This window comes from Actinomyces sp. Z5 (assembly GCF_003287795.1).
Classification (GTDB): Bacteria; Actinomycetota; Actinomycetes; order Actinomycetales; family Actinomycetaceae; genus Actinomyces; species Actinomyces glycerinitolerans.
In genome coordinates this window covers 22,936-37,960 of the sequence record NZ_QMIN01000023.1, presented here as the reverse complement: position 1 = coordinate 37,960, position 15,025 = coordinate 22,936, and the positions used below count along the sequence as shown (strand labels likewise).

Annotated in this window: 15 protein-coding genes; 10 read left to right on the top strand and 5 right to left on the bottom strand. The window is 69.5% G+C overall.

Going from position 1 to position 15,025, the window contains the following annotated elements:
- Positions 1 to 134: 134 nt before the first annotated feature.
- The 3 genes from DRB06_RS15730 (at position 135) to DRB06_RS02625 (ending at position 3,073) form a co-directional block, all read left to right on the top strand.
- Positions 135 to 731 carry a hypothetical protein gene (locus DRB06_RS15730; protein WP_146750784.1) on the top strand — a complete coding sequence of 199 codons (597 nt, stop codon included), beginning with the start codon at positions 135 to 137 and terminating at the stop codon, positions 729 to 731.
- Positions 732 to 775: 44 nt separating this feature from the next.
- Positions 776 to 1,225, top strand: coding sequence for a hypothetical protein (locus DRB06_RS02630; RefSeq protein ID WP_146750783.1), 450 nt, complete (start codon positions 776 to 778; stop codon positions 1,223 to 1,225).
- Positions 1,226 to 1,351: 126 nt separating this feature from the next.
- Positions 1,352 to 3,073 carry a bifunctional ADP-dependent NAD(P)H-hydrate dehydratase/NAD(P)H-hydrate epimerase gene (locus DRB06_RS02625; RefSeq protein WP_258522121.1) on the top strand — a complete coding sequence of 574 codons (1,722 nt, stop codon included), beginning with the start codon at positions 1,352 to 1,354 and terminating at the stop codon, positions 3,071 to 3,073.
- A 137-nt stretch (positions 3,074 to 3,210) separates the two neighbouring features.
- On the opposite strand, the gene DRB06_RS02620 is transcribed toward DRB06_RS02625, so the two are convergent.
- From DRB06_RS02620 to DRB06_RS02600, 5 genes are read right to left on the bottom strand one after another with little or no spacing between them, the layout of a single operon-like run.
- The gene (locus DRB06_RS02620) at positions 3,211 to 3,924 is read right to left on the bottom strand and encodes a response regulator transcription factor (RefSeq protein ID WP_108966262.1); all 714 of its coding nucleotides are present in this window, start codon (positions 3,922 to 3,924) and stop codon (positions 3,211 to 3,213) included.
- Positions 3,921 to 5,189: a sensor histidine kinase gene (locus tag DRB06_RS02615; protein WP_108969518.1), complete on the bottom strand. Its 1,269-nt coding sequence runs from the start codon at positions 5,187 to 5,189 to the stop codon at positions 3,921 to 3,923. The genes DRB06_RS02620 and DRB06_RS02615 overlap by 4 nt, the downstream gene beginning before the upstream one ends.
- Positions 5,189 to 6,016, bottom strand: coding sequence for an ABC transporter permease (locus DRB06_RS02610; RefSeq protein ID WP_234416084.1), 828 nt, complete (start codon positions 6,014 to 6,016; stop codon positions 5,189 to 5,191). Before DRB06_RS02610 ends, DRB06_RS02615 begins: the two co-directional genes overlap by 1 nt.
- A complete protein-coding gene (locus DRB06_RS02605) occupies positions 6,013 to 6,771 on the bottom strand; it encodes an ABC transporter permease (RefSeq protein WP_108966266.1) in 759 nt (252 codons plus the stop codon). The genes DRB06_RS02610 and DRB06_RS02605 overlap by 4 nt, the downstream gene beginning before the upstream one ends.
- Positions 6,768 to 7,790, bottom strand: coding sequence for an ABC transporter ATP-binding protein (locus DRB06_RS02600; protein WP_111819072.1), 1,023 nt, complete (start codon positions 7,788 to 7,790; stop codon positions 6,768 to 6,770). The genes DRB06_RS02605 and DRB06_RS02600 overlap by 4 nt, the downstream gene beginning before the upstream one ends.
- A gap of 126 nt (positions 7,791 to 7,916) precedes the next feature.
- Between DRB06_RS02600 and alr the strand changes: the two genes are divergently transcribed.
- The 7 genes from alr to DRB06_RS02565 all read left to right on the top strand — a co-directional run bounded on the left by alr (position 7,917) and on the right by DRB06_RS02565 (position 15,004).
- On the top strand, positions 7,917 to 9,266 hold the full coding sequence (gene alr / locus DRB06_RS02595; protein WP_111819071.1) for an alanine racemase: 1,350 nt from the start codon (positions 7,917 to 7,919) through the stop codon (positions 9,264 to 9,266).
- Positions 9,263 to 9,841, top strand: a complete 579-nt coding sequence (gene tsaE / locus DRB06_RS02590; RefSeq protein WP_111819070.1) for a tRNA (adenosine(37)-N6)-threonylcarbamoyltransferase complex ATPase subunit type 1 TsaE — start codon at positions 9,263 to 9,265, stop codon at positions 9,839 to 9,841. The genes alr and tsaE overlap by 4 nt, the downstream gene beginning before the upstream one ends.
- A gap of 35 nt (positions 9,842 to 9,876) precedes the next feature.
- Entirely contained in the window at positions 9,877 to 10,647 is a 771-nt protein-coding gene (gene tsaB, locus DRB06_RS02585) for a tRNA (adenosine(37)-N6)-threonylcarbamoyltransferase complex dimerization subunit type 1 TsaB (RefSeq protein ID WP_111819069.1), read from the top strand.
- A gap of 47 nt (positions 10,648 to 10,694) precedes the next feature.
- Positions 10,695 to 11,216, top strand: coding sequence for a ribosomal protein S18-alanine N-acetyltransferase (gene rimI, locus DRB06_RS02580; protein ID WP_111819068.1), 522 nt, complete (start codon positions 10,695 to 10,697; stop codon positions 11,214 to 11,216).
- Between the two features lie 195 nt (positions 11,217 to 11,411).
- Positions 11,412 to 12,215 (top strand): succinate dehydrogenase cytochrome b subunit, encoded by an 804-nt coding sequence (locus DRB06_RS02575; protein ID WP_111819067.1) that lies wholly within the window; start codon positions 11,412 to 11,414, stop codon positions 12,213 to 12,215.
- 18 nt (positions 12,216 to 12,233) lie between these two features.
- The gene (locus DRB06_RS02570) at positions 12,234 to 14,234 is read left to right on the top strand and encodes a fumarate reductase/succinate dehydrogenase flavoprotein subunit (protein WP_111819081.1); all 2,001 of its coding nucleotides are present in this window, start codon (positions 12,234 to 12,236) and stop codon (positions 14,232 to 14,234) included.
- Positions 14,231 to 15,004, top strand: a complete 774-nt coding sequence (locus tag DRB06_RS02565) for a succinate dehydrogenase/fumarate reductase iron-sulfur subunit (RefSeq protein WP_073327481.1) — start codon at positions 14,231 to 14,233, stop codon at positions 15,002 to 15,004. Before DRB06_RS02570 ends, DRB06_RS02565 begins: the two co-directional genes overlap by 4 nt.
- Positions 15,005 to 15,025: the final 21 nt, after the last annotated feature.

The window sequence follows — 15,025 nt, the reverse complement described above, 5'->3', positions numbered from 1 at the left end:
AAGCAAATGCAGAGGGCTGGGTTGATGTAACGATTCGCATAGCGACTTGCCAAGACTATCGCCTGTGGTTGAACTCACGTTCAAGCGGTGAATCGAATTGGATGCGCCCAGTCCCCGGATATGTAGGAGTCGTCATGCGTGTTGTCGGCCGCATTCCCCGTAGGTCCTTGGTTTTGTCTGCTGGCATCGTTGTTGCCGCTTCGCTGTCACCTGATGCGGTGGCGGCAGGCCGATCGGTTTTGCTCCAACCGGTTGAGACAAGTTCCAAGGTCATTGTTCCGACTGAGCCTATCGAGGTTGACGGCGTGCTTCTAGGGGCTGAGGAGGGGCTGCGGCTATACTCATTTGAGGGTGAGTTTGTCTCCGGGGGTCAGAACCAATTGAATGCCTCTACGGCTTCTCCGGCAGGGTATGCTCCTTATGAGAGCAAGAAGATTTCGTGGGGCGCGTCTTATGTGCGCAACGAGCAGATTGCGCTTCTATCCTATCGTGGCTCGACGTATGCGGCGGCCAACGTATATGCCGGTAAGCGTATTATTAGTACCGTGATTAAATACAGAAGGTCTGGAAAGGAGCTTGCTTCTGCGACGTCGAATGCGCGTGTGGTATCGGGTCGTTGGGCGGCGGGGTACGTCAAGGTGGCGCTCGCGCGTGACGACCTCACGATCAATGGGGCGAAGACGGAATGGGCTTATGATTACTACGGAATTGCGCCGGGCGTGACCCCCTGAGGATTGCTATGTCTGTTTCCTCTCCTATCGCAGAGCCACGGCCGATGCGGCTTGTCTTCGTCGCCGCGCTCCTGCATGCGCTGCTTGTTGCAGGCGCCATGGTGTATCTGTACCTGCTGGTCGGTGAGGTCTACGCCGCCGAGCCCTCGCTCAGATTCCCGCTTCTCGCATCCGTGCTGGTCACCGCAATACCTCTGCCCTGGTTGGTCGCATGCCTGCTCGTCGCGGGATACGCGTGGAGAGCAATGCATGGCGAAACCCGCAGGCCCGAGATGCTGTTGCAACGAGTGCGTCCACTGCTGGCGGTCCAAGCCGGTGCGGCCCTGCTCATTCCGCCGTTCATCGGCTGGCTCGAGGATGTGGGGCACATAGCCGTCGCCGGGGCCTCGTTGTTCGTTGCCAGCCTGGCGCTGCTCGCCTGGGCGTTGACAGGTGTCGTCTCAGCGGAGACCGAAGCCCATTCAGACAACGGGGCCGTTCTCGAGCGGCGTTAGTGACACGGTGTCTTCCAGACGGTGGGCGTGCTCCAATCACTGTTCCGGGCGGATCCGACATGGCTCGCCTACGTGGCGTGGCGGCATATGCGGACCAGGGACTGGCAAATGTACAAGAATTAAGCCGTGAGTCAGCTTCTTCCAACCGAAAACGCCTACCCGGCCCGCGCCGTCGCTGACGCAGAGGCGCCGCTGACCGCGGGCACCGACCGCTACATGCACGCCGCCGCCCATGCGCTGACGCGCGCCGCCGTGGAGGAGATCCGGGCGGTGCGCGGCGCCGTGCCCGGAGCGCGCGTGCTGCTGCTCGTGGGTGGCGGTCACAACGGCGGCGACGCCCTGCTGGCCGGCGCCCTGCTGGCGCGCCGCGGCTGCGCCGTCACCGCCGCCCCCGCTGCCGAGATATCCCGGCTGCACGCCGCGGCTCTGGCGGACGCCTGCGCCGCCGGCGTGCGTCTCGCCGCTGATCCAATCGCCGCGGCCCGCGCAGCCGCGGGGGGAGCGGCCGGAGCCGACCTGGTGGTCGACGGGCTCACCGGCATCGGCGCCACGGGGCCGTTGCGTCCGGCCGCGGCCGCGCTCATCGCCCCGCTGTGCGCCGCCGGGGACCCGGGGGAGCGGCCCTTCCGGGTGCTGGCCGTCGACCTTCCCTCCGGCGTCGGCGTGGACGACGGCACCCTGCCCGGCCCCGCGCTGGCCGCCGACCGTACCGTCACCTTCACCTGCTTCAAGGCAGCCCACCTGGCGCCGCCGGCGGCGCCCCGGTGCGGGCGCGTGGACGTGGTCGACCTGGGGCTGCCCGTGCCGAACGGGGCGCCGCTCGCCGTCCGGCCCACCGACACCGAGCTGGGCGGGCTGCTGCGCGTGCCCGGGGACCGCGACCACAAGTACACCCGGGGCGTGGTCGGGCTGTGGGCCGGCAGCCAGACCTATCCGGGGGCCGGGGTGCTGGCCGCGTCGGCGGCGGTGCGCACGGGCGCCGGCATGGTGCGGTTGGCGGCGCCGGCGCGGGTGGTCGACCTGGTGCTCGCCCGCCGCCCCGAGGTCGTGCCCGCCGACGGGCGCTGTCAGGCGCTGGTGCTCGGCCCCGGCACCGACCCCGCCGACGCCCCACGCGCCGCCGAACTCGACGCAGCGTTGGGACGGGTGCTGGGTGAGGCCGGCGAGCCGGTCGATGCGGTGATTGATGCCGGCGCGCTGCCCCTGCTCGCCGCTCGAGTCGTCTCCGGTGGTCGCTGCATGCCGCGGCAGGTGCTCACCCCACACGCCGGGGAGGCCGCCGCCCTGCTCGGCGCGCTGGGGGAGCAGACCTCGCGGGAGTCGGTCGAGGCGGCCCCGGCCGCGGCGGCGCGGCGCCTGGCGGAGCTGACCGGCGCCACCGTGCTGCTGAAGACCACGCCGACACTGATCGCCTCCCCGGGCGGGACACTGCTGTCGGTCGACTCCGGCCCGGGCTGGTTGGCCACCGCCGGCAGTGGGGACGTACTGGCCGGAATCATCGGTGCTCTACTGGCGGCCCGCCGGGCCGATGCCGAGAACGGCAAAGCCGTCGGCGGCGAAGATGTGCAGGCCGAAGCCCCGGCCCGCTGCGCGGCCCTGGGGGTGCGGCTGCATGCGGTCGCGGCAGCCCGGGCGGCGGGCCTGGTTGACGCCAGCCCCGCAGTCACGGCTGGAGCCGGCCGGCTGTTTGCGTGCTCGGGACATCCGCTTGCCGCACTGGACCTGACCGAGGCGATCCCGGCCGCCTGGAATCACCTCTGGAGCATCGGCCCGCACCGAGCCTTGAACTCGCCGCGCGCCGGTACCGCACCTGGGCACGCCTGCCGCGGGAAAAATGTCCATCCGTGACCAGTTTGCCGTTGTTGCGGCTGCTCGGCCTCCGAGGCAATCCGAGATTTCCCCGTTCTGGAGCCGTTTGTCTGCGGCTCACCAAGGGACTTGCTCCTGAAAGTGGTCACCGATGGACACTTTTGCCGTACGGCTTCTCACCGGAACTCAATGTCACGCATGAGGATGACGAGCTGTACCCGGTCGCGCAGGTCCAGCTTGGCCAAGATGCGGGTGACGTTCTTCTTCACCGAGTCGGTGGCGATGACCAGGCGCTGAGCGATCTCCGAGTTGGTCAGCCCTTGGGCCACGAGTTCGGCGACCTCACGTTCGCGTGGACTCAGCCGCTCGAGGCGCTCCCGAGCAGCGCGCTGCTGCGGCGAAGCGACGGGGCGGAAGGCATGGCGCCTGAGCAGCTCCCGCGTGATACGCGGGGTGAGTATGGCGTCCCCCGAGGCGACCGCCCGGATCGCCTGATGCAGCTGCGCCGTACGCGTGTCCTTGAGGAGGAAACCGGAGGCCCCAGCGGACAGGGCGCCGAAGGCATAGTCGTCCTGGTCGTAGGTGGTCAAGGCGAGCGTCTTGACCGAGGGATGGAGCTGGCTGATGCGTGCAATGGCCTCCACACCGTTCAAGACGGGCATGCGAATGTCCATCAACACCACGTCCGGGAGAGAGCAACGATCCGTTTCCAGGTGCGTGAGCTGATCGAGTGCGTCTTGCCCGTCGGTGGCCTGGGCGACAACTCGCAGGTCATCCGCGCGGTTGATGATCAGTGATAGGCCCATGCGGGCGGCGCGCTGATCGTCGACCACCATGACGGTGATGACCCTGCCGGTCTTGTTGAGACGTGGGGCGGTGGACGGGGTCATACGGGCTCCTGATGCGGAATGCGCGCCTGTAATTGCCAACCATTTGAGGCAGGGCCAGCATTCAAAGCGCCGCCGATTTCACCGATAACGTCGGCTAAGTGCGCGAGTCCATGGCCGGGCGTGGAATGCGGAGTCTCCGGTTTCGGCGCGACATCGGAGTCGTTGTTGCCATTGTCGGACACGGTGACCCGGGTGAGTAGGGCGGCGTGGTCCAGGGAGACAACGATGCGCGTGGCCCCATCCGCATGCCGCATGACGTTGGTCAGGGCCTCACGCACCACCATGTAGACCAGCGCTCCTGTTCCAGCGTCCTCCGTGCGGTGACCGGTCTCGGTCAGGGCGACGGCAATGCCAGTCCGGCGAACCGTGTCCAACAAGCCGGACAGTCCCTCCCAGCCGTGCTCGGGCGCTCCGGTGCCGGACGCGTCGCGGTGAGAGCCGCCGTTGAGGGGTGCCGGGTCAAGAGGGCCGATTTTCACATGCGTGGGCTGGAGGGCGTCGACGGCGCGGCGCGTGTCGGCGAGTCCGTCGCGGGCGAGGCTGTTGATGAGCTCTATCGCCTCGTCGACTTCATCCCTGCCGGTCATCCCCGCCAACCCCTCCGACAGGGCGATGATGGCGGTCAGATCGTGCCCCACCGAGTCGTGCAGCTCACCAGCCACCCGCGCCTGACGGCGGGCGGCATCGCGCTGCGCCGTCAACCGATGCTCGGCGGCCTGCGCGGCGAGCTGAGCGTCGCCGTGCTCCAGGGCCTCGCGCCGGGCCCGTGAGATAGCCGCAGCCGCGATCACGGCCACGGAGAAGAAGATGTACGGCGTGAGCCGAGCGGTCAGCGGATATGACAGCCCCCTGAGTACCGGAGGCAATATCCAGCCGGCAAGCAGCACCGGTACACCGATCAGGCGCTGAAGCGCCCCGGCACTCACGAACAACGAGTACAGGGCGACCAGCGGAGGCAGATTGAGAAACGCACCCGGTCCCCACAGCTCCGCGGCGGCGGAGGCCAGGGTCGTCAGGATCAACACCGCCAGCGGCCAACGCCGCCGCCCGAGCAGGGCAAGGACGACGAGCAGGCTGACTGCCGTCCAGGCTCGCACCCCGGGCACCGGTCCCTCGGCCAGCAGATGAGCCAGCAGCACCAGCTCGAACAGCCCCATCCCGACGACGACGGCCCACAAACCCAGCGCACTGGTACGCCACCAGGCGGCAAGCCGATCGATAAGGGTGCGCGGCACTCTCGCCGTCCCCGGTGATGCGGCGGCCATCAGACGACCCTGGCGACGGCGCGCCGCAGCGATACGGTCCATACGCCTGACCAGGCGGCGACAACCGCGGTCGTGGAGAGGATTGAGCCCACGGAGGTGACACTGTACAGGTCTCTTGGGCTGCATGCCGCCGTCATGACGGACAGTGGGAAGAACGGTGCCAGCTGCGGGGCCACCAGGATCAGGAAACTGCCAACAACGGTCCCAGCGAGCACCACGGTCATGACGGACGCGAACGACGTCATGACCACGCCGAGCCAGGCGACGAATACCTCGGTGGCGAAAACGGCCAGCGCGATGGGGATCCCCCGCAGCAGGAAGGGGCCGACGCCCGCCAGGTCGAATCCGAGCAGCAGCCCGGTGACGGCGAACTCGCCGAGCAGCACCAGCGCGGTCAGCACGGCGACCTGTGCCATGTGCATGAGCTTGCCCCTCAACATCACTCCCTGCAGGTGGTTGGCGCGCATGCGCTGCCAGTTGCGTCCGGCGTGCTCGCCGACGCCGACCTGGGCGATGAAGGAGCCGACCAGTAGGGGAAAGGCCAGCATGGTCGTCAGCAGCGTCGCCTGGCCCCAGACCGCCAGCCAGGTCGTGCCCTGTGCCTCGAAGTCGGCGCGATACTCCAGGTAATTGGTTGCTCCATTGACCATGCCGACGCCGCATAGCAGTGCCAACACCGGCCAGTACCACCAGGCGGCGGCCTTGTGGTTCTCCCACTTCCAGGCCGCCCACCGTGAGGGTCTTGCGGCGCCGGAGCCGAACCGTTTTGAGGAATGCGCCGGTGGGTGTGCCACGGGTTGTTGGAATGAGGCAGTCGCTGTACTCATCGGTGATTCTCCCGGTAGTTGATGATGAATCCGGCCAGTGCGGTCCAGATGCCGGCGGCCAGTACGGCCCAGAGCGCGTTGAGCCAGGGGTGGTCGACCAGAATCACCGTTCCCGCCTGCTGCGACGCCTGTGACAGGGGCGCTGCGGCGCCGGCGATGCCCCAGGGAAACAGCCAGTCCACTGCACCCAGATGCATGAAAGGCAGCGCGGAGCACAGCAGCGACGCCACCGCTCCGATCCCGAGACCCACCGCCTGCTTGGGCACGCAGATCGCCAGCACCAGTTGCGCCGCCACCGCCGCGACGGAGGCCGCGATCATGACGACGGCGATGGACCAGATCAGTTCTCGGTCTGCGGAGTCCGTCCGCAGCCCCATGCCCGGGCCGGCCAGAGCGGCGAGCCCCAGCATTGCCAGCTGGCCGATGGCGACGGCAAACGAGCCCAGAAGCAGCTTCCCGAAGAATCGCGAGCGCTCGTCCTGCCCGAGCGCGGTGAGCCACTGGCCCATGCGCCCCTCGGTGTCGACCGTGGCCAGACGAGAGGCCAGCAGTGCCGCAATGAAGGGCAGCAGCATGGCGGTCATGTTGAGCGAGTCGGCCAGGCCGAGGCTCAGTAGTCTCATCTGCTCCACGCCGTTTGCGCGTGTCACAAGCAGGCCGGCGGACCACATCACCACCAGGCCTCCCAGTGCGGCTGCCATCAGCCAGAAATGACGGCGCTTGAGCTTGCGCGCCTCCATGATGATCGCGGTCATCGGCGTCCTCCTCGTCCGTTGACGGCGGCCGGGGCGACGGGAGCGGTACGGGCCGGCGAGCCGAGCGGGTCGGTCAGTTCCAGGAAGGCCTGCTCCAGCGTCTTGCGGACCGTCTGCACCCGGAAGACGGTGCCGCCGTCGTGCACGATGCGACTGACCAGGGCACCGACCACCTCCTCGGGCAGCATCGGCGTGCGCACCGTCCGCCCGCGCAGCTCATGCCGGATGTGCTGCTCGCTGAACAGGGCTGCGGTGCCGGCAGGATCGGAGACCGTGAAGTCAATGACCCCGGCGTCCTGCAGGCCGGACAGGGGGCCCTGATAGCGCAGCCTGCCGGCGCAGATGATGCCGACCACGTCGGCCATCTGCTCGATCTCGGACAGGACGTGGGAGGAGACGATAATGGTCGTGCCCGCCTGCCGGGCCAGGTCCACGATCAGCTGGCGGATCTCGGCTACGCCGGCCGGGTCCAGCCCGTTGGTGGGCTCGTCCAAGAGCATTAGCGGCGGCTGGGCCAGCAGCGCCATGGCCAGTCCCAGCCGCTGCTTCATGCCCAGGGAGTAGTCCTTGACCAGCTTCTTGTCCTGGCCGGTGAGCGAGACCGTGGACAGTGCGTGCTGCACGCGGTCACGGGGCAGGCCGAGGTAGTCGGCCACCATGGCGAGGTTCTCCGGTCCGGTCAGCCGCGGATAGAAGGAGGGGCCCTCGATCAGGGAGCCGATGGCTCCGGCCGGCAGCGGGGAGCGTGCGCCTACCGGGTGCCCGAGCACCTGCATGCTGCCGGAGCTGGGGCGGGTCAGCCCCAGCAGCAGCTTCATGGTGGTGGACTTCCCGGCCCCGTTCGGGCCCAGGAATCCGTAGACGCCGCCGCGCGGTACGCGCAGGTCCACGTGGTCCACTGCGGGCGTGCCGCCGTAGGTCTTGGTCAGGCCGGTGGTGGTTACAACCAGGTCGGGATTGTCCGCGATGGGGTGCGCCGACACTGTTGCCGGCGCCGCCTCGTTCAGTGCTGTGCTCATGCCACTATGGGACCCCGCCGCCGTCTGCGCCGGCATCGCCGAAGGCGTGATTGACCCCCACGGGGGACCGATCCCCGCCGGCTTCCCACCGCCGCATCCAGGCGCTGAGCGCCGCGGAGTGGAACAATCGCCACCGTGAACGCGTCAACCGGCACCCCGCTTACAGCGACGACCTCCCGCGCCGTCGTCGACCTCGACGCCATCGCCCATAACGCCCACGTGCTCGCCGCGGTCGGCGGCGTGCCCTGGATGGCGGTGGTCAAGGCCGACGCCTACGGCCACGGCATCGCCCCGGTGGCCACCACCTGCCTGCGGGCCGGCGCCACCTGGCTCGGCGTCGCCCAGCTCGCAGAGGCCCTTCACCTGCGTGCCCTGCTCGACGCAGCCGGCGTCGCCCATCCCTCCCACAATCCCGACTCCGTTCCCACCCCCGAGCGCCCGCGCCTGCTCAGCTGGCTCCTGCCCGTGCTCACACCCGACCAGGCGGCCGCTCCCGGCTCCCCGCTGCGCGCCGCGCTTGCGGCCGGCATCGACCTGTCCGTGTCCACCCGCGCGCAACTCGACGCCATTGCGGCGGCCGCCCGCGCCGAACTGGACGACCCCGCCGACGGCCAGTCGGCACCAGGCCCGGCCCGCATCCACCTCAAGGTCGACACCGGCATGTCCCGCGGCGGCGCCACCCCCGCCGACCTGCCCGCCCTGGCCGCCGCCGCGAAGGCCGCGGAGGAGGAGGGCACGATCGCCGTGGTCGCCCTGTGGAGCCACCTGTCCCGCGCCGACGAGCCCGCCTGCGGCTCCACCGAGAAGCACCTGTCCCACTTCCTGGCCGCCGAACGGGTGGTGGCCGAGGCGGGCCTGAACCCGCGCCTGCGCCACCTGGCGGCCACCGCCGGCCTGCTGTGGCATCCCGATACGCGGCTGGATCTGGTACGCATCGGCATCGGCCTGTACGGCCTGTCCCCGGACCCAGCCGTCGCCACCTCCGCCGCCCTGGACCTGACACCGGCCATGCGCCTGGAGGCGCCCCTGACCCAGGTCAAGCGCATCCCCGCCGGCCAGGCCGTCTCCTACGGCGGTACCTGGCGCGCCCCCACCGACCGCTGGCTGGGCCTGGTCCCCCTCGGCTACGGCGACGGCATCCCCCGTGCCGCCTCCAACGGCGGCCCGGTCGCGGTGAACGGCCTGCGCGCCGCCATAGTCGGCCGCGTGTGCATGGATCAGGTGGTCATCGACCTCGGCCCGGCCACCACCCCCGAGGGCGCCCCGGTGCCCCCGCCCGCCGCTGCCGGAGACACCGCCGTGCTGTGGGGCGCCCCCGCCGACGCCGTCACCCCCACCGCCGACGAGTGGGCCCAGCTGTGCACCACCATCAACTACGAGATCGTCACCCGCCTGGGCGCGCGTGTGCCCCGTGTCTTCGTGGGCCGCGACGCCGCCGCCATCCCGGCGGTGCACGCAGGAGGGACCCAGGCATGAGCACCGCCCACCCCGCCGTTCAGGACGGCCCCGCGCCGACGGTCGTCGTGGACACCGACTCCGCCGACGCCACCCGTGCGCTGGGCGCCCGCCTGGCCAAGCTGCTGCGGGCCGGCGACGTCGTCGTACTCACCGGCGGGCTCGGCGCCGGCAAAACCACCCTCGCCCAGGGCATCGGCTCCGCCATGGGTGTGCGCGGACGCGTCTCCTCACCCACCTTCGTCATCGCGCGCGTCCACCCCGCCGCCGACGCCGGCCCCGACCTCATCCACGTGGACGCCTACCGAATCTCCTCCCTGGAGGAGCTCGACGCCCTCGACCTGGACTCTGCCGTCACCGACTCGGTCACCCTCATGGAATGGGGCGAGGGCAAGGCGGAAGCCCTCTCGGCCGACCGGCTGGAGATCACCGTCGCCCGCCCCCACGGCGGCCTCGCCGCCGCAGCACCCGCAGACGGCGGCGAGGCCGGAACGGTTACCGACCTGGCCCAGGTCGACGACGGCCGACGCACCGTCACCATCGCCGCCGTCGGCCCCCGCTGGGCCGGCGTCGACCTCCGCCCACTCGCCGGCTGACGCCCCGGCGCCCGGCGCTCATCTAGGCTGTGCCCGTGCGCATCCTCTCCATCGACTCCTCCCTGGGAACCCAGCTGCTGGTCGCCGACGCCCCCGACCGCCCGGACGCCGACGCGGCCCCCGCCTCCCTGAACATCCTGACCACCGCCGGGCAGGACAGTCCCCGCCGCCACGCCGAATCACTGGGCCCCATGCTCGCTGCCGCGCTCGCGGACCCGGTGGTGGCCGCGGCCCCACTGGACGCCGTCGTCGCCGCCACCGGCCCGGCCCCCTTCACCGGGCTGCGCGCCGGCCTGGTGACCGCCCGCGCCGTCGGCCGTGCCCGCAGCATCCCCGTCTACGGCGTCCCCAGCCTCGACGCCGTGGCCCGCGCCGCCCTCGATGAGCTGGCCCGACGGGACCAGGCCTCCGCGCAATCGGCCACGGTCCTGGTCGCCACCGACGCACGCCGCAAGGAGGTCTACACCGCCCGCTACCGGGCTCGTGGCGCCGACGACGTCGAACGCCTGGGTGAGTACGAGGTGCTGGCCCCCGCCGGCCTGCGTCAGCGCGAGGAGAGCGGTGCACAGCCGCCCGCCGACGTCGTGGCCGGCTCCGGCGTCGCCCTGTATCCCGAGCTGGCGGCCGGCCGCGAGGCGCTGGCCCCCGTCTCCGGGGACGCGGCAGCCCAGGTGCGCATCGCCCTGGCCCGCCTACGTGCCCTTGACGGTGCGGGGGAGGAGAGCCTGCAGCAGGCCGGATTGGGTACGGCGCCCCTGTACCTGCGCCGCCCCGACGTGCAGATGTCTGCGGGACGCGCACGGTGAACCCGCCCGGCCAGGAGGCTGCAGCGGTCGGGGTGCGGCTGCGCCCCATGACGTCGCAAGACCTGGAGGTGGTCTCCCGCCTGGAGCCGGAGCTGTTCGGCGCGGAGGCCTGGAGTCCAGCGACGCTCGCCGCCGAGCTGGACCGCACCACCGGCCCGGGCGCCGACCGCACCTACCTGGTCGCCCACCTGGATGATGCTGGCACTGTAGGCGCGGCCGACCCGCAGGCGGCGGCCGGTGCACCGGGCCCGGGGGTGGTCGACGCCGATGCCGAACCGATCGTCGGCTACGCCGGCCTGTGGTACGGGGACGGCCGCGGCGACGCCGACCTGCTCACCATCGCCACCGTTCCCGCCGCGCGGCGCCGCGGCGTGGCCACCGCCCTGCTGAATGCCCTGCTGACTGCGGCCGCCGACGCCGGTTGCCGCGCCGTGCTGTTGGAGGTGCGTGCCTCCAACGCGGGTGCCCAGCGGCTGTACTCGAACCACGGCTTCGCCCCGATCGGGCGACGGCGGCGCTACTACCTGGCGCCGGTGGAGGACGCCATCGTCATGCGCCGACCACTCTGATATTTGTCTGACAATGGTGTGACGAAATGGCGGCGCTTATTGGCGTCGGTGGGCGCGACATGACGAGTCGACTCGAACCACGTTCCCGCTGTCTATCCCCGGTTTTCCGCGGCGTGACGGGGGTGAGCGAGTACTCGCGGGGACGCGGATGGCGGTTTGGGACCATCGGCCAGGGCGCGTTCGTAAACTGCACCCGTGGTGAAAACGTCTGCTCCCCCCAAGAAGAAGGCCGCCTACACAACGACGGTCTTCCTGAAGCGTCTGATGGCCTGGTCGGGCATCATCTTCATCGTCTACCTGCTGCTTCACGCCTACGGCAACACCCACTACTTCCAGGGTGAGATGGCCTATGACCACTACGCGGTCTGGCTGCGCACCCTGCTTGAGCCGCTGCTTCCCTACGGTGGCATGCTGTGGATCTTGCGCGTTGTGCTGCTCGCGTGCCTGCTCGCGCACGCGGGTAGCGCCTTCCACCTGTGGTTCCGCAACCGCAAGGCCCGTGGGACTGACAAGTACGAGGTCAAGAAGCCGGGTGCCGACTACTTCGCCTCCCGCTACGCCATGCGCACCATGCGCTGGGGCGGCGTCATCCTGCTGCTGTTCATCATCTGGCACATCCTGCAGTTCACCACCCTGACGCTGACCCCCGGTGGCGAGTACGTCCACGGGCGCGCCTACGCCAACATGTACTACGGCTTCCAGCTGTGGTGGGTGTACCTGATCTACCTGGTGGCTCTGACGGCCCTGTGCCTGCACGTGTGGCACGGCGTCTGGTCGGCGCTGCAGACCCTCGGCGCCACCCGCGGCAACACCATCCCCCTCATCCGCCTGATCGCCTTCATTGTCGCCTTCGGCCTGTTCCTCGTGTTCATGTCGGTGCCGACGGCGATCCTCTTCGGCTGGGTCGACGCCCCGATGGCCGCGGCCGACTACTACCCCCAGTTCTGCGACGCGATCGGTTCGGCCTCCGAGCAGTTCGCCCACTGCGCTGCCTACTGATCGAGAAGTGAGTGAATGATGACCGAACTCATCGACGGCCTGTACCGCGAGGGCGAGAAGATCGCCGACACCAAGGCGCCGCACGACGTCCCGATCGCCCAGCGCTGGGAGCAGCGCAAGTTCAACGCCCAGCTGGTCAACCCCGCCAACCGGCGCAAGCTCGACATCATCGTGGTCGGCTCCGGCCTGGCCGGCGGTGCCGCCGCGGCGTCGCTGGGGGAGCAGGGCTACAACGTCAAGTGCTTTTTCTACCAGGACTCCGCCCGCCGCGCCCACTCCATCGCCGCCCAGGGCGGTATCAACGCCGCGAAGAACTACCGCAACGACGGCGACTCCGTCTACCGGCTGTTCTACGACACCGTCAAGGGCGGCGACTACCGCGCCAGGGAGGACAACGTCTACCGGCTGGCCGAGGTCAGCGCCAACATCATTGACCAGTGCGTCGCGCAGGGTGTCCCCTTCGCCCGCGAGTACGGCGGCTTGCTGGACAACCGCTCCTTCGGCGGCGTGCAGGTCTCCCGTACCTTCTACGCCCGCGGCCAGACCGGCCAGCAGCTGCTGATCGGCGCCTACCAGGCCCTGGAGCGGCAGGTCCACGCCGGCACCGTCAAGGAGTACCGCCGCCACGAGATGCTCGAGCTGATCGTCATCGACGGTCGCGCCCGCGGCATCGTCACGCGTGACATGGTCACCGGCGAGATCGAGACCCACCTGGCCGACGCCGTCGTGCTGTGCACCGGCGGCTACGGCAACGTGTTCTTCCTGTCCACCAACGCCATGGGCTGTAACGCCACCGCCATCTGGCGGGCGCACCGCAAGGGCGCCTACTTCGCCAACCCCTGCTACACGCAGATCCACCCGACCTGCATCCCGCAGTCCGGCGACTTCCAGTCCAAGCTGACCCTGATGAGTGAGTCGCTGCGCAACGACGGCCGCATCTGGGTGCCCAAGAAGGCCGAGGACTGCGAGAAGGACCCGCGCGAGATTCCCGAGGAGGACCGCGACTACTACCTGGAGCGGATCTACCCCGCCTTCGGCAACCTGGTCCCGCGTGACATCGCCTCCCGGCAGGCGAAGAACATGTGCGACGAGGGCCGCGGCGTCGGCCCCGCCATCAAGGAGCGCGACGCGCAGGGCAATGAGCGCATGATGCGCCGCGGCGTCTACCTGGACTTCTCCGAGGCCATCGGACGGCTCGGCCGTGACGCCGTCTCGGCCCGCTACGGGAACCTGTTCGAGATGTACCAGCGCATCACGGGCGACGACCCCTACGAGGTCCCCATGCGCATCTACCCGGCCGTGCACTACACCATGGGTGGACTGTGGGTCGACTACGACCTGGAGTCCAACATCCCGGGCCTGTACGTGGCCGGCGAGGCCAACTTCTCCGATCACGGCGCCAACCGCCTGGGTGCCTCCGCCCTGATGCAGGGCCTGGCCGACGGCTACTTCGTGCTGCCGGACACGCTCAACGACTACCTGGCGGACATGCTGCGGATCGGTAAGGTCGACCCGGACGCCCCGGAGATCGCCGAGGCCCGCAGAAACGTTGAGGAACGCGTCGAGCGGCTCATGGCGCTGCGCGGCACCCGCTCCGTGGACGACTTCCACATGGCCCTTGGCCGCATCATGTGGGAGTACTGCGGCATGGAGCGCCGCGAGGAGGGACTGCGGGAGGCCATCGGCCAGATCCGCGCCCTCAAGGAGGAGTTCTGGCGGGACGCCCGCATCACCGGCGAGGCCATGGAGCTCAACCAGGCGCTGGAGAAGGCGGGCCGCCTGCTCGACTTCTTCGAACTGGCCGAGCTGATGTGCATCGACGCCCTCCACCGCCGCGAGTCCTGCGGCGGCCACTTCCGCGCCGAGTCCCAGACCCCCGAGGGTGAGGCGCTGCGTCACGACGACGAGTTCCTCTACGTGGCGGCCTGGGAGTGGGGCGGCGAGAACCAGTCCCCGATCCTCCACAAGGAGGACCTCATCTACAAGGACATCGAGCTCAAGCAGCGGAGTTACAAGTGAACATCAAGCTGAAGATCTGGCGCCAGAAGAACCAGGACTCGGAGGGGCACTTCGAGGAGTACTCGATGACCGGCATCGAGGAGCACATGAGCTTCCTCGAGGTCCTCGACCTGCTCAACGAGCAGCTCTTCGCCGAGGGCAAGGAGCCCGTCGCCTTCGACTCGGATTGCCGCGAGGGCATCTGCGGGCAGTGCGGCGTGGTCATCAACGGGCAGGCCCACGGCCCGATCCGCTCCACCACCTGCCAGCTGCACATGCGGCACCTGGCAGAGGACCCCTCCTTCAAGGACGGCTCCACCATCACCATCGAACCGTGGCGCTCCACCGGCTTCCCGGTGCTCAAGGACCTGATCGTGGACCGCTCCGCCCTGGACCGCATCGTCCAGGCCGGCGGGTACATCTCCGTCAACACCGGCGCCGCCCCGGAGGCGCACTCCGTGCCCGTGCAGAAGGACAAGGCCGACGCCGCTTTCGAGGCCGCCGCCTGCATCGGCTGCGGCGCCTGCGTGGCCGCCTGCCCGAACGCCTCCGCCATGCTGTTCACCGGTGCGAAGATCTCCCACCTGGGTCTGCTGCCGCAGGGCCAGCCGGAGCGCCTCGCCCGCGTGGTCAACATGCTCAACCAGCACGACGCCGAGGGCTTCGGCGGCTGCACCAACATCGGTGAGTGTGCGGCCGTGTGCCCCAAGTCGGTGCCGCTGGAGGTCATTACCCGGCTGAACCGTGACCTCGGCCACGCCCTGTGGAAGGGCCAGAAGACCACCGCCTGAGGGTTTCGGATCCCGGCCCGA